General features: G+C 54.4%; 20 protein-coding genes. 9 read left to right on the top strand and 11 right to left on the bottom strand.

The genetic code is table 11. The features are described 5' to 3' along the window. Positions 1-11: 11 nt before the first annotated feature. Together K7H09_RS22455 and K7H09_RS22450 are read right to left on the bottom strand one after the other, a co-directional pair. Positions 12-2,084 carry a hypothetical protein gene (locus K7H09_RS22455; protein ID WP_022522793.1) on the bottom strand — a complete coding sequence of 691 codons (2,073 nt, stop codon included), beginning with the start codon at positions 2,082-2,084 and terminating at the stop codon, positions 12-14. 30 nt (positions 2,085-2,114) lie between these two features. Then, positions 2,115-3,338, bottom strand: a complete 1,224-nt coding sequence (locus K7H09_RS22450; protein WP_009287975.1) for an ATP-grasp domain-containing protein — start codon at positions 3,336-3,338, stop codon at positions 2,115-2,117. A 208-nt stretch (positions 3,339-3,546) separates the two neighbouring features. On the opposite strand from K7H09_RS22450, the gene K7H09_RS22445 reads away from it, so the two are divergent. The 3 genes from K7H09_RS22445 to K7H09_RS22435 all read left to right on the top strand — a co-directional run bounded on the left by K7H09_RS22445 (position 3,547) and on the right by K7H09_RS22435 (position 5,287). Then, positions 3,547-3,876 (top strand): DUF1820 family protein, encoded by a 330-nt coding sequence (locus K7H09_RS22445; RefSeq protein ID WP_022522794.1) that lies wholly within the window; start codon positions 3,547-3,549, stop codon positions 3,874-3,876. Between the two features lie 88 nt (positions 3,877-3,964). Then, positions 3,965-4,600, top strand: coding sequence for a TIGR04211 family SH3 domain-containing protein (locus K7H09_RS22440; RefSeq protein ID WP_009287976.1), 636 nt, complete (start codon positions 3,965-3,967; stop codon positions 4,598-4,600). 54 nt (positions 4,601-4,654) lie between these two features. Beyond that, on the top strand, positions 4,655-5,287 hold the full coding sequence (locus tag K7H09_RS22435) for a thiopurine S-methyltransferase (RefSeq protein WP_141440886.1): 633 nt from the start codon (positions 4,655-4,657) through the stop codon (positions 5,285-5,287). A 49-nt stretch (positions 5,288-5,336) separates the two neighbouring features. Here K7H09_RS22435 and K7H09_RS22430 read toward each other — a convergent pair whose 3' ends face one another. Next, positions 5,337-5,930, bottom strand: coding sequence for a YajG family lipoprotein (locus K7H09_RS22430; protein ID WP_027958420.1), 594 nt, complete (start codon positions 5,928-5,930; stop codon positions 5,337-5,339). Between the two features lie 150 nt (positions 5,931-6,080). Continuing rightward, positions 6,081-6,983, bottom strand: a complete 903-nt coding sequence (locus K7H09_RS22425; RefSeq protein ID WP_141440887.1) for a DMT family transporter — start codon at positions 6,981-6,983, stop codon at positions 6,081-6,083. 280 nt (positions 6,984-7,263) lie between these two features. Here K7H09_RS22425 and K7H09_RS22420 point away from each other — a divergent pair, with 280 nt between their 5' ends. Further along, positions 7,264-7,872, top strand: coding sequence for an alpha-ketoglutarate-dependent dioxygenase AlkB family protein (locus K7H09_RS22420; protein ID WP_141440888.1), 609 nt, complete (start codon positions 7,264-7,266; stop codon positions 7,870-7,872). 62 nt (positions 7,873-7,934) lie between these two features. Here the strand turns inward: K7H09_RS22420 and K7H09_RS22415 are convergent, their stop codons facing one another. From K7H09_RS22415 to cysP, 4 genes are read right to left on the bottom strand one after another with little or no spacing between them, the layout of a single operon-like run. Next, positions 7,935-9,029 carry a sulfate/molybdate ABC transporter ATP-binding protein gene (locus tag K7H09_RS22415; protein ID WP_138800521.1) on the bottom strand — a complete coding sequence of 365 codons (1,095 nt, stop codon included), beginning with the start codon at positions 9,027-9,029 and terminating at the stop codon, positions 7,935-7,937. Then, positions 9,026-9,853 carry a sulfate ABC transporter permease subunit CysW gene (cysW, locus tag K7H09_RS22410; protein ID WP_022522802.1) on the bottom strand — a complete coding sequence of 276 codons (828 nt, stop codon included), beginning with the start codon at positions 9,851-9,853 and terminating at the stop codon, positions 9,026-9,028. The genes K7H09_RS22415 and cysW overlap by 4 nt, the downstream gene beginning before the upstream one ends. Beyond that, a complete protein-coding gene (gene cysT, locus K7H09_RS22405; RefSeq protein WP_027958424.1) occupies positions 9,853-10,707 on the bottom strand; it encodes a sulfate ABC transporter permease subunit CysT in 855 nt (284 codons plus the stop codon). Before cysT ends, cysW begins: the two co-directional genes overlap by 1 nt. 26 nt (positions 10,708-10,733) lie before the next feature. Beyond that, positions 10,734-11,744: a thiosulfate ABC transporter substrate-binding protein CysP gene (cysP, locus tag K7H09_RS22400; RefSeq protein ID WP_141440889.1), complete on the bottom strand. Its 1,011-nt coding sequence runs from the start codon at positions 11,742-11,744 to the stop codon at positions 10,734-10,736. A 252-nt stretch (positions 11,745-11,996) separates the two neighbouring features. On the opposite strand from cysP, the gene rpe reads away from it, so the two are divergent. Next, positions 11,997-12,689, top strand: coding sequence for a ribulose-phosphate 3-epimerase (gene rpe / locus K7H09_RS22395; protein WP_141440890.1), 693 nt, complete (start codon positions 11,997-11,999; stop codon positions 12,687-12,689). Positions 12,690-12,710: 21 nt separating this feature from the next. Here rpe and K7H09_RS22390 read toward each other — a convergent pair whose 3' ends face one another. Continuing rightward, positions 12,711-14,009 (bottom strand): NAD(P)/FAD-dependent oxidoreductase, encoded by a 1,299-nt coding sequence (locus K7H09_RS22390; RefSeq protein WP_141440891.1) that lies wholly within the window; start codon positions 14,007-14,009, stop codon positions 12,711-12,713. A gap of 103 nt (positions 14,010-14,112) precedes the next feature. On the opposite strand from K7H09_RS22390, the gene K7H09_RS22385 reads away from it, so the two are divergent. Beyond that, positions 14,113-14,856 carry a phosphoglycolate phosphatase gene (locus tag K7H09_RS22385; RefSeq protein WP_052475719.1) on the top strand — a complete coding sequence of 248 codons (744 nt, stop codon included), beginning with the start codon at positions 14,113-14,115 and terminating at the stop codon, positions 14,854-14,856. 18 nt (positions 14,857-14,874) lie between these two features. Here K7H09_RS22385 and K7H09_RS22380 read toward each other — a convergent pair whose 3' ends face one another. Beyond that, entirely contained in the window at positions 14,875-15,789 is a 915-nt protein-coding gene (locus K7H09_RS22380) for a metal ABC transporter substrate-binding protein (RefSeq protein ID WP_009287987.1), read from the bottom strand. Between the two features lie 384 nt (positions 15,790-16,173). Here K7H09_RS22380 and K7H09_RS22375 point away from each other — a divergent pair, with 384 nt between their 5' ends. Genes K7H09_RS22375 through trpC form a run of 3 tightly spaced genes read left to right on the top strand, consistent with a single transcriptional unit; the run spans position 16,174 to position 18,679 of the window. Further along, positions 16,174-16,809, top strand: a complete 636-nt coding sequence (locus K7H09_RS22375; RefSeq protein WP_009287988.1) for an anthranilate synthase component II — start codon at positions 16,174-16,176, stop codon at positions 16,807-16,809. A gap of 37 nt (positions 16,810-16,846) precedes the next feature. Beyond that, entirely contained in the window at positions 16,847-17,866 is a 1,020-nt protein-coding gene (gene trpD, locus K7H09_RS22370; RefSeq protein ID WP_041159196.1) for an anthranilate phosphoribosyltransferase, read from the top strand. 9 nt (positions 17,867-17,875) lie between these two features. Then, positions 17,876-18,679 carry an indole-3-glycerol phosphate synthase TrpC gene (trpC, locus tag K7H09_RS22365; RefSeq protein ID WP_141440893.1) on the top strand — a complete coding sequence of 268 codons (804 nt, stop codon included), beginning with the start codon at positions 17,876-17,878 and terminating at the stop codon, positions 18,677-18,679. Here trpC and K7H09_RS22360 read toward each other — a convergent pair. After that, a partial coding sequence (locus K7H09_RS22360) for a (Fe-S)-binding protein (protein WP_230806068.1) occupies positions 18,676-19,292 on the bottom strand: 617 nt, incomplete at its 5' end. The genes trpC and K7H09_RS22360 overlap by 4 nt on opposite strands.

Here is a 19,292-nt window from a genome sequence, read left to right as displayed (position 1 = left end):
AAGCGTACTTGTTACCCTTCGTCGCGAGGCGTTTCGGGTAGCGGTGAATGGGGGAGGGTTGAGTTAGAGCCTTGATCCGCCTGTAGCTCGGTAGGTGGAAGGCGCGAGGCTCCCCAGCTCCGATGCAGGAAGTGTCTGACATTTTCCACCTCTTCGCTGGTGACGTCGGCGATGTCAACGCGCTCCAGGGGATCATAGTGGTAAATATACAGCCGCGATGCAAAGCGCTCAAAAGGCAGCGAGGCTTCGCCAAAACGTTCACCATTGCCCGATGTACTCACAATGACGCCATCGCCCCAATCCTGCCCGCTATCATTGTTGGGATTATAGAAGTAAATCCGCATAACATCAGAGGGGTCGAGAGAGGCCCGCAAAATAGTAATCGCGTGCCAGCCGATAAAACGCGCCGCGCTATCGGTGACCGCAATGCCCGCTGGCTGAGGGTGAATCAGCGGCTGGTTGCCATTGTAATAAGGGTGATAGTAAGCGAAGAAGTGGCGTATAAAGTCGTCCACATCGCTTAGTTGACCGGTGGCAACGTCGACATTGATGCGAAAGCCGCGGCCAGACCACCAGCCGTGAAATTCAGGATTCACCCAGCGGTGAGGGTCACCTTCACGGCCAATGCAGCGCCGGCCCATTTCGGCATAAATTCGATCCAAGTGCGGCACGACAATCAGCGAAACCGGGTCGAGATCGATGGGTAACTGGGTCGCCACACCTGAGAGACTCGCCATTGATGAAATGGCTTGTCCTTCAAAATGCATAATGATTTCGTCATCCCGGGCCGCCCAGGCCACCATCTGCAGCAGGTAATCTGGGTCGTTATAGGCCCACATGGAGAGTGCCCGTGCCGACTGGCAGGTAGGGTTGTTGCCCTGACCAACGCCTAGCGGTAATCCCAGCATGCAGAGCACGCCCTCAATCAAGCGTGCCCGGGGAGAAACAGTGTCGCCATAGGCCATGGAGAGTCGCGACTGTGCCCACTCTGATAGCGGTAGATTAAGCTGACGCCACATTGCCGGTGCTACCGGCGGCTGATAGAGAATGCCGCGTTCAAGCATCAGCGCCAGGCCGTAAACCGCTTGAGCGGTAGCAGGGTAAACGCCGCCACGAATTAGCGCTTGAACAAGCTCGCGGTAGCAGAGCAGGCAGTCGCGGCCGGTAGATGAAAGGCCCAGTGCTTCGGAGAGTAAGTGATCCCCCTCTTCGAGTAGATGACGCAGTAATACGGCGTGATATGGCGATACCAGGCCGGTGTCGTGCATCGCCCGGGCGAAACCGGTGGATTCAGCCTGCAAAGCAGCCTGATCCATACGTTCTAACCGATCACGGTAAACGTCGACCCCAGGGTCTTCACGACAGGCTTGAGTTGGGCCATAAAGCGAACTCACCAGGCGGTCGGCGCCCTGGCCGCTGGCGCCAAGATCAATTTCCGGGTTGGCCTGACACAGCGCAATTTGGGTGATCATCTGTTTGATCGAATCAACCTGAATAGGGCGCTGTTTTAAAATGCGCCAAATCTCATCGATCAGGCGATCAACAATGTGCTCGTAGCCGATGCGCTCGGCTAAATGCTGGAAAAGCTGGCGGGGAATAGTGGCCAGGCGCCCCTGGGTTTCCCGCTCCGCTTCGCTGGGCGGTAAAAACAGTAGCCACAAATTGATCGCCATTACCTGAGTCAGGTAATGGTGAGCATGCTCTGCGGACACCAGTGGATGCTCAAAATTGCCTTTAGCCACAGCTAGGAGCCGAAGCTCGCTTAGCGCCTCAATGACGACAACATTGGCATCCGCGCTTTTCAGCGAGAAGGTTGTCAGAGTCGGCACCAAATATTGGGGTGTTTCCCAATCGGAGCCCAAAAATACACCGGAGTCCTCAAACGCTTGCGCGCGGGTCTCCAGTGCTGCACAACCGCCGTCCTGAAGCAGTACTCGACGCGCAGTGTCCATCACACGCGGCAGCTTGGCGGGTTTTGAGAAGGCGGGCGCCTGGGTAAGCAGGCGAACGGCGTCATCAAATTTGCTCAACAATCCATTGAGCTTGCTATCTTCTTGAGAAGACGTCACTTGATCTGTCTCCACGGTGACTCCTTATCCCAGCGTTAGCGGGGATTATACATAGAAGTCGAGGTCTTCTTGGCGTTTTAGCAGATCGCGAATCGTATGCGCATCCTCGCCTTTGAAGTAGACCAGACCCCAATGGGTACCAAACGCGGTGCGTTTAGTAACGGTTTCTTCTACTGGTGAGGTTAGCTCATGAGACTCGAAGTAGGGGTGATCTTCGGTCTCTTCGGGAATTTCCAAGCGGCTGACCACACGACGGCGGGGGTAAACGCCAAAGCAACCGGCAAAGCCATCGGCATCGACCACTTCTTTCGGAAAGAACGTGGCCACTTCTTCTTTCGTGGTTTTCGGGTCGAACACCAGCATGGAAGCCTGGTAAGCATTGAAGCCGTAAACACGCTCTAGCAGCTCGAATACCTTGAAGCCGGGCGGACGGTAAGCTACTTCGCCAAAGTACATCTCACCATCGCTGGTGACAAAGTATTCCGGATGGATCAAGCCAAACTCAATGTCGAACGCTTTAATTAACTTCTCGATCTGTTGGGTGATCTGCTCGCGGTAAATCTCAAGTTCAGGCGATGCGGGCACAAACACTGAGTAACCCAGCGTCACGTACTCTGAGATGTTCAAGAAAGCGATTTTGCCATCGTGAACCCATGCTTCAACGGCAAATTCCCAGCCATCCAGGTGCGATTCCATCAGTACCGGGAACTCTTCTTCCGGGATGGTATCGACTTCATCTGGGGTACGAATAACGCGATGACCAAGACAGCCTGCTTTATCAAACGCTTTAAGGTGAATCGGGTCGTTGGGGTCGCCGTCCAGCTTAAGCAGTGTCTGGTTAACGCGCTTTAGGAAGCGCACGACATCTTCTTTATCGTGGGCTTCTTCAAAAATACCCACACGGATGCCGCCGAGTTGGGCGCGACGCTTCATCAACGCTTTATCGCGTAGCAGCAACGACTGACCGTAAAGGCGCGGGTTATCCAGTAGCACAGAGTTGATGGCCCCGGCCCATTCAACGGTCTCTTCGTAGAGCGGAATGGCGACATCGACGCCTTTCTCTTTAAGCGTCTCGGCAATTTCCATCGAGCGGTCATTGAGTCGCTCGAAATTCCAAGGCACGTAGGGAATGTCGTGTTTTTGGCAATACTCTTCCGCCCAATCAGGTGCAACGACAATGTAGCGACGGTCAAAATTTTCGGCCGCTTCAATCGCATTGAGGCTCCAGCCTAACAGAGCGATATAGCCCTTATTTGGATCCTTCTGCATGTTGATGACTCCTACTTGGTGAAAAAATATTATTGCTAAACCACGCTAGCTACCATACATGAGAGGCGCATGCCCGGCTAATGAGCGCTTTGTCCGTCGTATTAACGCTAAGCTTGCTAAGGGTTAAGCCTAAAGGCGCGGCGATGGGAATATGGTAAGCTAGGCGGTTCAACTTTTAATGTACGAATGGCAAGAGGATTAGGCCAAGATGGCGGCCAAGCCGATCTACCGTGTGGTGGTCCACCAGCAGGGTGAAATTTGGGATTTATACGTCCGAGAAATCTTTCAAAGCGAACTCTGGGGCTTTATTGAAGTCGAGGAGTTTGTCTTTGACGATGCTTCACGGGTAGTGGTTGACCCTGCAACTGAAAAATTGCAACGAACCTTCGATGGCGTCAAGCGTAGCTACCTACCGTTAAATGCGATTGTGCGCATTGATGAAGTAGAGCGCGAAGGACCATTGAAAGCGGTCAAAACCGATACTCGGGTAGCGGAGTTCCCCCGTCCCTTTCCGTTGCCCCCGCGCGGAGAAGGGTAAGCGTATGAGACAAGCGCACCGCTAAGTTAGGCGATAAGCGCTGTTGGCTTCGTCCGCCTTGCAGCGTTTTTAATCAGGACATGATGTCATGCTAGTAAATAGAACTCGTTATCGAAATTACGCCGCTGCGGCTGGCATTTTACTCAGTGTTACCAGCCTCAATGCCACTGCCCAATCTGCTAACCAAGCCTGGGTGACCGATGAACTGAGCACCTATGTGCGCAGCGGCCCAACTGATGGTTACCGCATTATTGGCACGCTCAACGCAGGCGAGCAGGTAGAGGTGCTGGAAACCAGCGGTGACTACACCCGAGTGCGCAACAGTGATGGCAATGCGGTCTGGGTGTTGAGCAATGAGCTTCAAGAAACACCCAGTGCGGTTGAACAGCTACCTGCGTTAGAAGCCCAGGTAGAGGAACTCACCGCCGAGCTTGAGGGCATCAATGAAACCTGGGAACAGCGTACGGCCTCAATGACTGAGACTCTAGAGTTGCGTGAGAGTCGCATTGCCGAGCTTGAGGCCAGCAACCAAGAGCTGGATGCGCAAGCGGAGCAGTCCCGCCGGCAAGTTAGGGCGCTTCAAGCGCGGCTGGAAACCCAGGAGGAAGACCTGCTGATGCGTTACTTCATGTATGGCGGCGGTGTGGCTGGCGCAGGCTTGTTGGTGGGACTGATTGTGCCGCACCTACCGCGGCGGCGTAAAAAGCGTGACCGCTGGTTTTAACGGCGCGATAAGCCTCCTCTTCGCTAGTGCAATCGACTTCACGGTGGCCAAATAATGAGCGATCAATGGCGCAAGCGCTGGCAAGAAGGGCGTATAGGCTTTCACCTGCAGCAGGCACACCCGGCGTTGCTGCGTCATTGGGCGTCGCTCGGCGTTGCTAAAGGCACCAAGGTATTGGTGCCGCTGTGCGGTAAAAGCCTTGATATGCGCTGGTTGGCAGACGAGGGTTATCCCGTTCTGGGAATTGAGTTTGCCCCGGAAGCCATTGAGCAGTTTTTGGCTCAGCGCAGCACATCGGTATCCCGCTACCGTCAGGCAGATTTTACGATTTCCCGCCAAGGCAGCGTGGAGCTATGGTGCGGGGACTTTTTTCACCTGCATATCCAGCAAGCCGCCGAGATCGGGGCGTTTTATGATCGCGCCTCGCTGATAGCGTTGCCACCTGCAACAAGGCAGCGCTATGCGTTTCACCTTGCTCAGTTGGTGCCGCCTGGTGCCAAGGGGTTGCTGATTAGTTTGTCGCATCCTGAGGGCAGTGCTGGGCCGCCTTATAGCGTGCCCAACAGCGAAATCGAAAGCCTGTTCACCCCCAACTTCATACTGACGTTTCTGGAAGAGGGCAGCCCCGATGAGCGTGGCCGAACGGAAAGCGTATGGGCACTTGAACGACGCGGGCCGCGGCTCTAGGAGTAAAGAGGCGCAGCCCGAGTCAGAGGTGTTTCTATAAAGGGTAATCTTAGCGTGCGAGTAAATTGGCCAGTTCTGGATCGCTAAAGGCGCGGTTCATGCCATCGCTAAGTAGGTCGCTAAGCATCCGTGCGTTGCTGTCGGCATCGGGCTTAAGGGCGTAGCCCTGGGTACGGCGCGAGGTGTAGGTGCCCGTATAGGTAGTGCCCTTGTTTTTAGCAATAGCGCGGAAAACGCCTTCAAGACGTGCTTCATCTACCAGTGGCTGGCCGCTGTCGCCACGGGCGTAGTGCAGGCTGGCAAGTTCCAGGGTTAAGCTCGGGCGGCCTTCGGCCTGCTCGGTGGTGGGGCTAAAGCCCATATCGCGTACCGCGCGCTCAGCTTCTTCTTGGAGACGGGGAATTAACTCGTGGCTGCTCACGGTAATGTGCGCCGTCGACATACCACCACCTGCTCGATTGCCAATAATGTCGCTCTCGCGTCCATCCTGGGCAATCACAGTCACCTGCTGGCCTGAGCCAACTTGCGGCACCTGGGTACTGCGTTCAGGGCTGAGCTGTAAGTATTGGGGGCTTGCGCAACCAGCAAGCCATGCACTGGCAAGCAGTACACCCGAAATCCGTAAAAAGTGACGCCGAAGCATGGTCTTCCTCCGCTATGGCTAAAACGCCAGTATAACGCGGGTAGCGCGTTGGCGGTATGTTCTGGCGATGTGGCTTTGCTCAATCACTTCCGATGTCTCACTGTATATTGCCTTTGCACACCGTTGTGAATGCGAAAGCAGTGAAACAAGCTAGCCCGTTAGGCTGTTTTTTTGAGAATCGGGACTCACGATTAGCCAAACGGAAAGTAAAACGATCAAAGAGCCAAGTAAGAATCCGCTGGAAATTGTTTCATCAAGGATTAAAAAGCCCCATAACACCGCGAAGGGTGGCACCAAGAATGTAACGGTGAGTGACCGTAACGGCCCAATGTCGGCAATCAATCTAAAATAAAGGATATAAGCGAGGGAGGTGCATAAAAAGCCGACTGCGAACAGGCTGATCCACACATCACCTTGAAGCCAGTCGATACTGGGGCCAGATGAAATATTCCAAAGCAAAAAAGGGCTGAGAAAAGCGGTAGCGCCTATTTGACTGCCAAACGCAACCAGCGTTGAATCCAGGCCACCCTGTTGGGTTATCCACTTGCGGGTAAGAAAGCCAGCAAAGCCGTAACCAATAGTGGCTATCATGCAGGCAGCCACGCCAATATAGATGTTGCCAACGATACTTGAGTCACCCACAGTGGTGATAACAGTGATGCCAACAATTCCTAGCGTTACGCCCAGCCATTTTTTTATAGTTAAACTCTCGCTAAAGATAAAAAAGCCAATCATGGCACCTGTTAAAGGCGTTGTCGCATTTAGAATCGCTGAATAGCCAGTAGGTAGTAGTGTTGCTGCTATGCTGTACATAAGAAATGGGATGCCTGAATTTATAGCACCCAAAATCAAAATTTTGCCTAGTTTGCCTCTGAACGCCAGGCTTTTACGTATGATAACGATGATAAAAGCCAAACCAATGAGGCCAAAAAAGACTCTAAAAAATGCTGTGTTGATTGGGCCTATCGCCGGTGAGGCGATTCTCATAAAAAGGAAGCTTGCTCCCCAGATAGCGGCTAGCGACAGCAGTCGTATATAGTCTATTGCTCTCATTTTATGTCCCTTTCCAAGATTTTCTCTTAGCCTCAAGCCGCTAAGTGATGGTTGGCTTTTTTAAGTTTTTTATCTGGAGTGGTCAGGGTGTTTCTTGGTTTTTTACTCCATGGCAATGCAGTATTGGCTTTTGATAGCATCGAAAAAACCCGTTTCTTGCTCTTGTTACGTGTTTTTAAACCGGAATGTGAAGGCTTATGGTTTGAGGCGTCGGGGTTGGCTTCGTGCCACGGGGCGGCTGGCGCCGCTTTCCGCGGCTTCGGGCATTAGAGGGGGGAAAATGGATCTGTTTGAAAACGACGATATGAAGTTGATTAATCTGCTTCCAAGGGATGGTGAGGTTTACTACCACGGTAAAGTCTTGGATACAGTTACCGCCGATATGTATCTGGATAAGTGCCTAAGCGAATTAACCTGGGAGCATGATCGTGCGTTTATTTACGGCAAAGAGATCGTTACAAAGAGGAAAATAGCCTGGTATGCGGATAAGCCGGTTTCCTATACATACTCAGGATATGCAAAGATGGCGTTAGTATGGCCTGATTTTTTACGAGAGATTAAGCAGGTGGTAGAGAGCCACTGCGGGGAGATGTTTAATTCGTGTCTGGGTAATTTTTATAGCTCAGGCGATGAAGGCATGAGCTGGCACAGTGACGCCGAAAAAGACCTTGTTGAGAGTGGATCAATCGGGGCGTTGAGCCTAGGCGGCGCAAGGAAATTCTCGTTTAAGCATAAGCCAACAGGGGAGAGCGTGTCGCTTAATTTAGAGCACGGCAGTCTGTTAATTATGAAAGGTACTACACAACAAAACTGGCTACATAGTCTGCCTAAAACCAAGAAAGATGTTGAGCCGCGGGTGAGCCTGACCTTTAGGCAAATGCGTTTTTGAGCTAATGCGATGAAACGTCAACGCTAGCTGCTCCATTTAGGGCAGCTAGCGCTTCCGCAGCGTTATGCCACGCGGCTTTGCTCCGTCGCTTTCGACTCTGCTTTGGGGAAGCGTCGCCAGTGGCGGGGGTGGGCGAATAAGCGTTGCCCGCGGCGTAGCGCCAAGTGCTCAAAGTCAGTATGGCGCACGGTAGCCAGCCAAGGCTGGGCGAGCCAATCCGCCTCTAGCTCCACGCGCACTTCTGCGCCCACCGGTGAGATCGCCGTGATAGTGACCGGTAGATGGCTCTCAGAGGTGGGTTGCTCGGTTAGACGCACTTCATGGGGGCGTAGCAGCAGCTCTTCATGGCCATCGGGTAGATCCACGTGCCAATAGGCATCGCCACAGGTAAGTACGCCGTTGGTCACTTTGCCTTCCAGATGGTTCACATCGCCTAAAAACTCAAACACAAAGCGGTTTTTGGGCTCCCGGTAGAGCTCATCGGGAGTATCAATTTGCTCAATACGGCCGTTGCTCATGACTACGACGCGGTCGGAAAGCTCCAGCGCCTCTTCCTGGTCGTGGGTGACAAAGACGCTGGTGAAATTGAACTCGTCATGCAGGTGGCGCAGCCAGCGGCGTAACTCTTGGCGCACTTTGGCATCAAGTGCGCCAAAAGGCTCGTCCAACAGCAGTACTTCCGGTTCCACTGCCAAGGCGCGGGCTAGCGATACTCGCTGCTGCTGGCCGCCGGAAAGCTGAGCAGGGTAGCGGTTGGCGAGGTGCTCCAGCTTGACCATTTCAAGTAGCCTAAACACCCGGGCGCGAATCTCACCGCTGCTGGGGCGGCGTTTACGCGACAACACGGTCAGGCCAAAGGCCACGTTGTCGTAGACGCTCATATGGCGAAACAGCGCGTAGTGCTGGAAAACAAAGCCAATTCGCCGGTCGCGCACATGTACATTGGTCACGTCGCGGTCGCCAAACAAAATCTTGCTGGGTTGTGCGGTGCGGTCGGCATTTTCCAAGCCGGCAATAATCCGCAGCAGCGTCGTTTTGCCCGAGCCCGAAGGGCCAAGCAGGCCGACCAGCTCGCCTTCGTGAATATCCAGGTTGATTGGCTCTAACGCCTGGGTAGTGCCGAAGTGCTTAGCGATGTTATGTAAGTGAATGCTCATGCAAATGCCTCCCGGCGCGCTGCGCGCCATTCCAGCCCGGCCTTGGCGGCGAGCGTCAGTAGGGCAATAAAGGCGAGTAGCGCCGCGCAGGCAAACGCCCCTACGGCATTATAATCCTGATAAAGCTGCTCAAGGTGCAGTGGTAGCGTATTGGTCTTGCCGCGTATAGCGCCGGAAACCACTGAAACAGCCCCAAATTCCCCCACCGCACGGGCGTTGGTAAGGATAACGCCGTACAGCAGTGCCCAGCGGATGTTGGGCAGCGTGACGCGCCGGAAGGTCGTCCATCCGGAAGCACCAAGCGTCACGGCTGCTTCTTCTTCACGGGAGCCTTGGGCCTGCATCAACGGGATCAGTTCCCGGGCCACAAAGGGGCAGGTAACAAAAATAGTCACCATGAGGATGCCCGGCCAAGAAAACATCAGCTGAATATCATGGCCGTCCAGCCAAGTGCCGATCCAGCCGTTGCGGCCATACAGCAGCAGGTAAATCAGACCCGCGACAACGGGAGAGACCGCAAAGGGGATATCGATCAACGTTTGCAAAATGCGCCGCCCAGGAAAGCTGAAGCGCGTGACCAGCCACGCCAGGGCAACGCCAAATACCAGGCACACGGGAATGGTCAGTAGCGCAATCATCAGCGTCAGACCAATCGCGTGCAGGGTGAAGGTGTTACTGACGTTCGACCAGAAAACCATAACGCCCTGGGAGAATGCCTGGGCAAAAATGGCCACCAGCGGCAGCAGTAAAAACAGTGCTGACAGCACCAGAGCGGCACTTATCAGCAGGCGCCGGATAAGCGGCGCATCACCAATTCGACGCATTACCCCTTACCTCCATGCAGACGGCGCACAAAGCGGCCCTGCCAAATATTAATGGCCAGTAGCAGCGCCAGCGAGACAAACAGCACCACTGAAGCAATCGCCGAGGCCCCCGCATAGTCATACTCTTGCAGCTTGACGAAAATCATCAGCGCGGTGATTTCTGTTTCGTAAGGCATATTACCGGCGATAAAAATGATCGCTCCGAACTCGCCTAGCGAACGAACAAACGCCAGCCCCGTGCCGGTCACCAAGGCAGGCCAGATATGCGGCAAGATCACGCGGCGAAAGGCCACGCCGTCGGTAGCACCCAATGACATAGCGGCTTCATCGACTTCCACTGGCATATCTTCCAGCACCGGCTGCACCGTGCGCACCACAAACGGGATGCTGGTAAAGGCCATGGCCAGGGCGATGCCCACCCAGGTATAAGCGACTTGAAACCCTAGCGGCTCCAGCAATCCACCCATCCAGCCGCTACTGGCATAAAGGGTTGCCAACGTAATGCCTGCCACTGCGGTGGGTAGCGCGAAGGGGAGGTCCATTAAGGCATCGAGTAAGCGCTTGCCAGGGAACTCGTAGCGAACTAACACCCACGCCAGCAATAAGCCAAATATGGCGTTGATAATCGCTGCAACGGCTGCCGCGCCAATGGTGACCATATAGCTGGCAACCACGCGTCCTTCGGTGATGATCGCCCAGTATTGGGCAAAACTAAGCTCCGCTAACTGACCGAACAGGCCCGTAATAGGGAGTAGTAGCACCAGCGAGATAAACAGCACGCTGATACCCATAGAAAGGCCAAAACCCGGCAGCACACGGGTACTGCCGGTTCGCCAGGAGGCAAGTTGACTCATAGTTCAGGCTGGCTCATGAGTGAATATTAGCGGCGCTGCAACTGGTCGAGAAGGCCACCACCCTCAAAGTGGGTCTCCATGGCTTCATCCCAGCTACCAAACACTTCATCCACTTCAAGCAGTTCGGTTTCAGGGAACTGGTCGGCGAACTCTTCGACCACGGCTTCGTTATGCACTCGGTAGTTGAAGCCTGCCAGTAGGCGTTGAGTTTCTTCTGTGTAGAGGTACTCAAGATAGCTCTGGGCCAAATCGCTGTTACCGTTGCGCTCTGCGTTTTCGCCGACCACTGCAACGGGGAACTCTGCCAGAATGCTAACGGGTGGCACGATGACTTCGTAGTCGTCACTGCCATACTCTTTGCGAATGTTGTTGACTTCAGACTCGAAACTAATCAGTACATCGCCAATTTCACGCTCGATAAAGCTGGTGGTTGCGCCACGACCGCCGGTATCAAACACCGCTACGTTGGCTAAGAAGGTGCGCATGAACTCTTCGATTTGCTCTTCATCGCCATCGAACTCGTTCTCGGCAAAGCCCCAGGCGGCTAAGTAAGTATAACGACCGTTACCCGAGGTTTTCGGGTTGGGGAAGACCATCTGTACATCTTCTTTGACTAAGTCGTCCCAGCTCTCAATTCCTTTAGGGTTGTCTTTACGTACTAGGAAGGCGGTGGTGGAGTAGTAGGGGGAGGCATTGTTCTCAAAGGCATCCTGCCAATCTTCGGCCACCAGCCCAGCATCGGCAAGTACCTGCACGTCGGTCACCTGGTTAAAGGTCACCACATCGGCACGTAAACCCTGAAGGATGGCACGGGCTTGTGCGGAAGAGCCGCCGTGAGACTGGCTAATGGCAATCTCTTCACCGTGTTCTTCCTGCCACCAGGCTTGAAACTCGGGGTTGATCGCAGCAAACAGCTCGCGAGCGATATCGTAAGATGAGTTAAGTAGCTCCCGCTCTTGGGCGGCGGCGGTTCCACTTACCGTAACGCCTAACGCAATAGCAATCAGGCTGCGGCGGAAAATTGTTGGCAGTGCCATAGAGAAACTCCTTAAAAACAGTAGGCGCTTAGTGTCGCAATATTGGCAAGATTAAATCTATCAATGTGGAATTACAATCATGTTTTATATTCTATTTAAGAATATATGTGTGATGCCATGCAAAGAGCTGATACGTGGTTCTGCTAAGCAGCTCTGCTAAGATAGCGGCCTGGCTTTGCTCTCTTGCCTGCACACTCGCAGGTATATCGAGTGACTACCCTTCGTCTACTGATTGATAAGCAGGAATGGAATATGACCGCTGCGCAGGATTTCTTGATTGCACCCTCTATTTTATCGGCTGACTTTGCCAGGCTGGGTGAGGAGGTGGATAACGTGCTGGCTGCAGGCGCGGATGTGGTGCATTTCGACGTCATGGATAATCACTATGTGCCCAACCTGACCATTGGGCCCATGGTGTGTAAGGCGCTGCGTAAGCATGGCGTCACGGCGCCCATCGACGTGCATCTAATGGTTAAGCCGGTAGACCGCATGATCAACGACTTTATTGAGGCGGGTGCCAGCTATATCACCTTTCATCCGGAAGCGTCTGAGCACGTTGATCGCTCGCTGCAGTTGATCCGTGATGGTGGCTGCAAAGCCGGCCTGGTATTTAATCCGGCCACGCCGCTCTCCTATCTCGACTATGTGATGGATAAAGTCGATATGGTGCTGCTGATGAGCGTCAACCCAGGTTTTGGTGGGCAATCCTTTATTCCCGGCACGCTGGACAAGCTGCGTGAAGCGCGGGCGCGTATTGATGCGTCAGGACGGCCTATTCGCTTGGAAATCGACGGTGGGGTGAAAGTGGATAACATCGCCGAGATCGCCGCAGCGGGCGCCGATACCTTTGTGGCAGGTTCCGCCATTTTCAGCGCCCACCAAGCCAGCGACCCGCACGGCTATGACACGGTGATCAAGCAGATGCGAGCGGCGCTGGCCAAGTAAAAAGTCAGTGTCGAGTGTCGTTTAGTGCAATTTCATGCGCGGTTTTAAGTAACGATTAAGCTTATCGACCAGCCAGGCCAGCCCCGTCTTCGGCGCCCCATGAATAGAGAGCTGGTGCATGCGGTAGAGCGATGCATAGGCTTGGCGAGCCAGCCAGCCCTCTAAAAACAGGCCGCGGGAGGCGGAGCTGCGCATCAAATTACCTACCGCATCGTAGCGGGCCAGCGATACCAGTGAGCCATGATCGCGGTAGCGGAAGTCGGCTAGCGGTTTGCCTTCCAGTTTATTGACCAGGTTTTTGGCGAGCAGCTTAGCCTGCTGGTGTGCAGCCTGGGCGCGCGGCGGAACGGTGCTATCTTCGCCCATTGGACAACTGGCGCAGTCGCCTAGGGCAAAAATTTTCTCATCATCGACGCTTTGTAGGGTGCTTTTTACTTCAATTTGGTTTTTCTTATTCGTTGTCAGGCCTAGCTCCGCCAAAAACGGCGGCGCTTTGATACCTGCTGCCCACACGTTGATATCGGTCTTGATCACTTCATCGTCACCGGTGATCAACTGATGCGCCTGAGCTTCTTTAACGGCGGTATCGGTATGGACGGTTACGCCCATGTTCTCAAGCTCTGTTTTGACAGTTTGGCTGACCCGCTCGGAAAGCCCTGGAAGCAAGCGCGGCGCCGCTTCCAGTAGGTGTACGCTGATTTGCTGGTGATCAACGGACGTCACCCCATAGGCATTGAGCATGCGCGAAGCGTCAAATAATTCGGCCGCAAGCTCTACCCCTGTTGCACCGCCGCCGACGATGCCAATGGTTAACTGAGTATGCTGGCGTAGGTTGGGGTCGGTATAGCGCAGAAAGGTGTTGATCATATCGCGCTGGAACGCCTTGGCCTGCTCGGGCGAATCAATAAAGTGGCAGTGCTCTGCCACGCCGGGCGTGCCGAAATCGTTGGAAACGCTGCCTATGGCCATGACCAGATAGTCATAGGCAAGCTCGCGGGCGGGTAGTACCTCTTGCCCATCTTCATCATGAATCGGCGCTAATTGCAGCGTCTGTTGCTCGCGATTAATGCCGGTTAGCGAACCGCGCTGATAACGGTAGAAGTGAGCCGATGAATGTCCGCGAAGATCCACCTCGTCCATGCTGGAGTTCAGTACGCCGGTGGCCAGTTCGTGGAGCAGCGGTTTCCATACGTGGGTGGTATTGCGATCCAGCAGCACAATTTCTGCGCGTTTGCGCTTACCCAAGGTGCGGCCTAATCGTGTGGCAAGGGCTAAGCCGCCAGCACCGGCGCCGACAATCACGATTCTGGGAGTGGGCATATCACTACCTCCTTAACTAAATTAGCCCCAGCATAGAAGGTTCTGATGCGTCTGACTAATGCGAACGTTTGCTTTGAGCAGGTAAAATGGTTTTTAAATCAAAATGGGGCAGAGCGCATTGAAAATACATCCAAGCCACTACTCAGAACGACACCCAGTGCTACAGGGAAAACGGCTAATTGCCTTCGACTTGGACGGAACGCTGATCGATTCAGTGCCCGACCTGGCCGCTGCCGTGGCACGCACGTTAAGCGAGCTGGATTTACCCGAGCCGAATGAGACAAAGGTGCGGGATTGGGTGGGCAACGGCGCGCCGGTATTAATGGAAAGAGCTCTGAACTGGGCGTTGCAAGCCGTGCCAGATTCTAGCCTGCAACAGCGTGCCTATGATGCGTTTATGGTGCACTACGGCGCTGCGCCCAATACCCTGACAACGCTCTACCCTGGCGTAAAGCAAGCCCTAGAGGCGCTGTACCAGCAAGGTCTGACCCTGGTGCTGATTACCAATAAGCCCGAACGCTTCATTGAGCCGCTGTTAAATCACTTCGAGCTGCTGAACTATTTTACCCTATGTCTCGGCGGTGATTCTTTGGCCGAAAAGAAGCCCCACCCATTGCCGCTGCTTCACGCCGCGCACTATTGCCAAATACCGCCAACTGAATGTGTGATGGTCGGCGATTCACGTCACGATATGGCGGCTGGAAAGGCGGCAGGCTTTACTACTCTGGCGCTGCCCTATGGTTATAACCATGGGGAGCCGATAGAGAATAGCCATCCCGACCTAGTGCTCAGTTCGTTAACTGAATTGCTGTTGAACGCACCTCGACCCACAAAGGTCATTGACTAGGCTTGGTCGGTCGCTTACTTACTCGGCCGTGGCGCCCCCTAGCGCGGTATGCATCACTTCAGCGTTATGGCGCAGCATGTCCGCGTAGTTGGCAGCGGGGCCATCTTCACCGCTCAGCGAGTCGACATACAGCGGACCTGCTAGGGGCAGTGAAGCCTCCCGGGACAGGGCGTCCATATGGATACTAGGTGTAGTGCTTTCAAAAAACAGCGCAGGGGGGCGTTTCTCGGCAAGCTGTTCGCTGATCTTGGCCATTGCCTGGGCGCTGCCTTGAGTCTCATGGTTAACCCCCCACACCCCTTGGGCATCAAAGGCGTAGGCGCGGGCAAAATAACCAAAACCTGCCTCACTGGTTAGTAATGTGCGGTTAGTTTGTGGGATACCTTCAAGCCGCTCTTTTACCGCTTGGTTAAGATTGTTCAGCGCCCTGCGTGCCTCGTCAGCGCGGGCATAAAACGCATCGGCTTGCTCGGGTAGATGCTCGGCCAGGGTCTCAGCAATGACATCGATGTAGGCTGCAGCGCCCTCTGGATCCATCCACATATGCGGGTCTGGCTCGCCTTTATACTGTCCGGTGGAAATCGTCAGCGGCGTATAGTCGGCCTTTTTAGCCACTTCCACTAGCGTTAGCTGGTCGTCAGACATCGCCTCAACATGGCGTATCCAAGGCTCTAGTCCAAGCCCGTTATAAAACACAATATGCGTCTCTTCTAACGCCAGTACGTTGGGTGGGGTTAGCTCCCAACGGTGAACATCTTCTCCCCGTGGCACAATGACATTGACGCTGACAGTGTCACCCGCCACTCGTTTGACCAGCTCCTCCATGACTGAAAAGGAGGCAATTACGCGCAGCGTTGTGTTGGCATAAGCTGGCGCAGCGCTTATCAGCGCGACGAATAAGAGCGCCCACACCCAGGTAAACCACTTTGACATCCCACGCTCCTAACTGGCTAAAAAAACTATCGAAAAAGACGGCAGATAATAAAGACTGCGGTGGCCCGTTGCCAGTTCCACTGCAATGCGAGGCCGCAAGAAGTATTACCCAAGGGAGGATTCCCTCAAGTGAAAAGTGCCACTATGCTGAATAGTATTACACTCCTAAGCATAGCGTGCCTTATGACTGGCTGAACGGTTTCTTATTCGCGGCATCGGTGTGGCATCCCCAAAGCTGTGATTTATCGCCCATAGCGCTGGTGGTCTAAAGGGGAGGGGGCTGGTTGACACTTAACCCCTGCAAGGAAGTGCTCGGTTGCGGTATCATCACTCCATTCACGGTTTAATCTGTGGTCGAAATGACACAACGGAGTAAGTGGGGCAATGGCGCAAGCTCAGTCGGTGCATAAACAGCCATCACAGGAACAGTCAGCGCAAAAAGTGGTGATGCTGGACAATTATGACAGTTTCACGTTCAACATTGTCCAGTACCTGGGTGAGCTTGGTGCCGAAGTCATCACTCACCTCAATGACGAAATCACCATTGAGCAGATCGAAATGCTGGCGCCGACACACCTGGTGGTATCGCCTGGGCCCTGCACTCCCAACGAGGCGGGCATATCCATGACCGCCATCAAACACTTTGCAGGCAAGCTGCCTATTTTAGGCGTTTGCCTGGGCCATCAGGCGATTGGCCAAGTGTATGGTGGCAAGGTCGTGCACGCGCCGCAGGTGATGCATGGTAAAACCTCCGCTGTGCTGCATGCTAACCAAGGCGTGTTTGAAGGGCTGGATAACCCGGTTGAGGTTACCCGCTATCACTCCCTGGTGGTCGATAAAGCGAGCCTGCCCGACTGTTTACAAATCACTGCCTGGACAGGTGATGACGACGTAACCCCCGGTTTAGTCATGGGGTTTCGTCACCGCGAGTTGGATATTGAAGGGGTGCAGTTTCACCCCGAGTCGATTCTTACCCGCCAAGGCCATGAGCTGTTGGCCAACTTTTTAAAACGCGGCTGATAGCCGGTTTCACACGCTTTTAGGGGCCCCTCTGCTCATGCAAATGCGAGATGCGATTAATGCGGTGATGCGCCGCGAAGACCTCTCTTTCGATGCCATGCACGCTTTGATGCGTCAGATTATGACCGGCGATGCAAGCGATGCACAAATTGGTGGCCTGTTAGTAGGCCTCGCCATGAAAGGTGAAAGTGCCGAGGAAATTAGCGCCGCTGCTCAAGTAATGCGCGAGTTGATGAAGCGCGTTGAACTGAGTGCTGAAAACGTTGTGGACATTGTCGGCACCGGTGGCGATGGTGCCAACCTGTTTAACGTTTCCACCGCCGCCAGTTTTGTCGCCGCTGCCGCTGGTGCCCATGTGGCCAAACATGGCAACCGAAGCGTTTCGTCTTCATCGGGTAGTGCGGATCTGTTCGATGTGGCGGGTATCTACCTGGATCTCAAGCCTGACCAGGTAGCGCGCTGTATCGAGCAGGTGGGTGTAGGTTTTATGTTTGCGCCTAATCATCATCCGGCCATGCGCTATGCCATTGGCCCCCGCCGCGAAATGGGCGTGCGCACGCTGTTTAATATTTTGGGCCCGTTGACCAATCCTGCTGGTGCTCCCAATCAGGTACTGGGTGTTTACGCGCAGGAGCTGGTGCCGCTGATGGCGGAAGTGTTGCAAACCTTGGGTAGCCGCCATGTGATGGTCGTTCACTCCGAGGACGGTCTGGATGAGATATCTCTGGCCAGCCCCACCTTGGTAGCCGAGCTTAAAGCGGGTGAGATTACCCAGTACACCATTACACCCGAAGAACTGGGTATTGAGCGCCAAAGCTTGGCAACACTGAAAGCCGCCAGCGCCGAAGACAGCCTGCGCTTGGTTAAGGCCGCGCTTTCCGGTGAAGGTGCCGCTGCCGATATGGTCGCGCTAAATGCAGGGGCCGCGCTCTACTGTTCGGGCGTTGCGGATACGTTAAAAGAGGGTGTGATGGTAGCCCAGGACGCGCAAGCTTCTAAACTGCCGCTTGAGAAGCTTAGAGAGCTTTCGCACTTCACCAGCGTTTTTAAACAGTAAGAGACCACCATGACTCAACAGGCAACGCCGACTATTTTAACGCGCATTCTTGCTCGCAAAGACCAGGAAGTGGCAGAGCGCCGTCAGGCCGTTTCAGAGGCGGATTTGCTCGCGTTAGGAGAGCAGCAGAGCACCCCGCGTGGCTTTATTGAGGCGCTTAATACGCGCATCGCAACGGGTGATCCGGCGATTATCGCCGAGGTGAAAAAAGCCTCACCGTCAAAAGGCGTTATTCGCGAAGAATTTCACCCCTCGGATATCGCCAAAAGCTACGCCCAGGGCGGTGCTGCCTGTCTCTCTGTGCTTACCGACGCCGACTTTTTCCAGGGCCATGAAGACTATCTAATTGCCGCTCGGGACGTCTGCACGCTGCCGGTGATTCGCAAGGACTTTATCACCCATGGCTATCAGGTTTGTGAAGCGCGGGCGATTGGTTCGGACTGTATTCTGCTGATCGTTGCCGCCCTGGATGATGCTCAACTGCGCGACCTGCATCAGCAGGCCAATCAGTTGGGTATGGATGTGCTGGTCGAGGTGCACGACGCCAACGAGCTTGAGCGTGCCCTGGCACTGGATCTAAAGCTGGTCGGCATCAATAACCGTAATCTGCATACCTTTGAAACCAGCCTGAATACCACCCTGGATCTGCTGCCGCGCATTCCTGAGGACGTCACGGTGATTACCGAATCGGGTATTCATACCCGCGATGACGTTGAGCTAATGCGCGATCATAACGTTAACGGCTTTCTGGTTGGCGAAGCCTTTATGCGCGAAAGTGATCCGGGATTGGCGCTGAAAAGGCTGTTCTTTTAACCTGCTTGCTTTAGGCACACAAGCAGTGCCTGAAGCGGGTGCGGTAATGATTGTTCCGAGTAACGCTTCACTTGGCTACGGCAGGAATAGCCGGTGGCCAATAGCTTGCCTGTGTTTTCTTCGGCCTCCACCTGGGGCTGCCACGACTGGGCGTAGATCGTTTTGGACGTAGCGGCATTGCGGGTTTCGTGGCCATAGGTGCCGGACATACCGCAGCAGCCGGTGCCCATCAGCTCAAGCTCTAACCCAAACGCCGCAAATACCTGCTGCCATGCTTTAGGGCTACCCGGTGCATTGGTTTTCTCGGTGCAGTGGGAGAGCAGCTTAAAGCCGGGGTCGGTTAGCTTAAGTTGGTTGTGCGCTAGCGTATTGATGCGGGTCATGAGCCACTCCTGCAGCATCAGCACCTCCGGCACCGCCTCATTACCTAGCGCTTTGACGTACTCCTGGCGATAGGTGAGCGTCATCGCCGGGTCGATACCCACCAGGGGGATATCAAAGCGGGCCAAGGTGCGTAGCCGCTCGGCCTGCTTGGCGGCGGTACGTTCGAAGGCGCCCAAGAAGCCCTGCACCTGGAGTGGTTTGCCGTTCGCCGAATAGGGCATCACAAACA

The sequence above is a fragment of the Halomonas sp. IOP_14 genome (assembly GCF_021021315.1).
Classification (GTDB): Bacteria; Pseudomonadota; Gammaproteobacteria; order Pseudomonadales; family Halomonadaceae; genus Vreelandella; species Vreelandella titanicae.
This window is presented reverse-complemented; position numbering and strand designations above follow the sequence as displayed.

Bases quoted from the DNA above. Each gene is read 5' to 3' on its own strand.
- trpD (WP_041159196.1), top strand. From the start codon at position 16,847: ATGCAAATGCGAGATGCGATTAATGCGGTGATGCGCCGCGAAGACCTC.
- K7H09_RS22420 (WP_141440888.1), top strand. From the start codon at position 7,264: ATGGATCTGTTTGAAAACGACGATATGAAGTTGATTAATCTGCTTCCA.
- K7H09_RS22390 (WP_141440891.1), bottom strand. From the start codon at position 14,009: ATGCCCACTCCCAGAATCGTGATTGTCGGCGCCGGTGCTGGCGGCTTA.
- K7H09_RS22435 (WP_141440886.1), top strand. From the start codon at position 4,655: ATGAGCGATCAATGGCGCAAGCGCTGGCAAGAAGGGCGTATAGGCTTT.
- rpe (WP_141440890.1), top strand. From the start codon at position 11,997: ATGACCGCTGCGCAGGATTTCTTGATTGCACCCTCTATTTTATCGGCT.
- K7H09_RS22450 (WP_009287975.1), bottom strand. From the start codon at position 3,338: ATGCAGAAGGATCCAAATAAGGGCTATATCGCTCTGTTAGGCTGGAGC.
- trpC (WP_141440893.1), top strand. From the start codon at position 17,876: ATGACTCAACAGGCAACGCCGACTATTTTAACGCGCATTCTTGCTCGC.
- cysW (WP_022522802.1), bottom strand. From the start codon at position 9,853: ATGCGTCGAATTGGTGATGCGCCGCTTATCCGGCGCCTGCTGATAAGT.
- K7H09_RS22385 (WP_052475719.1), top strand. From the start codon at position 14,113: ATGGGGCAGAGCGCATTGAAAATACATCCAAGCCACTACTCAGAACGA.
- K7H09_RS22415 (WP_138800521.1), bottom strand. From the start codon at position 9,029: ATGAGCATTCACTTACATAACATCGCTAAGCACTTCGGCACTACCCAG.
- cysP (WP_141440889.1), bottom strand. From the start codon at position 11,744: ATGGCACTGCCAACAATTTTCCGCCGCAGCCTGATTGCTATTGCGTTA.
- K7H09_RS22440 (WP_009287976.1), top strand. From the start codon at position 3,965: ATGCTAGTAAATAGAACTCGTTATCGAAATTACGCCGCTGCGGCTGGC.
- K7H09_RS22375 (WP_009287988.1), top strand. From the start codon at position 16,174: ATGGCGCAAGCTCAGTCGGTGCATAAACAGCCATCACAGGAACAGTCA.
- cysT (WP_027958424.1), bottom strand. From the start codon at position 10,707: ATGAGTCAACTTGCCTCCTGGCGAACCGGCAGTACCCGTGTGCTGCCG.
- K7H09_RS22445 (WP_022522794.1), top strand. From the start codon at position 3,547: ATGGCGGCCAAGCCGATCTACCGTGTGGTGGTCCACCAGCAGGGTGAA.
- K7H09_RS22425 (WP_141440887.1), bottom strand. From the start codon at position 6,983: ATGAGAGCAATAGACTATATACGACTGCTGTCGCTAGCCGCTATCTGG.
- K7H09_RS22430 (WP_027958420.1), bottom strand. From the start codon at position 5,930: ATGCTTCGGCGTCACTTTTTACGGATTTCGGGTGTACTGCTTGCCAGT.
- K7H09_RS22380 (WP_009287987.1), bottom strand. From the start codon at position 15,789: ATGTCAAAGTGGTTTACCTGGGTGTGGGCGCTCTTATTCGTCGCGCTG.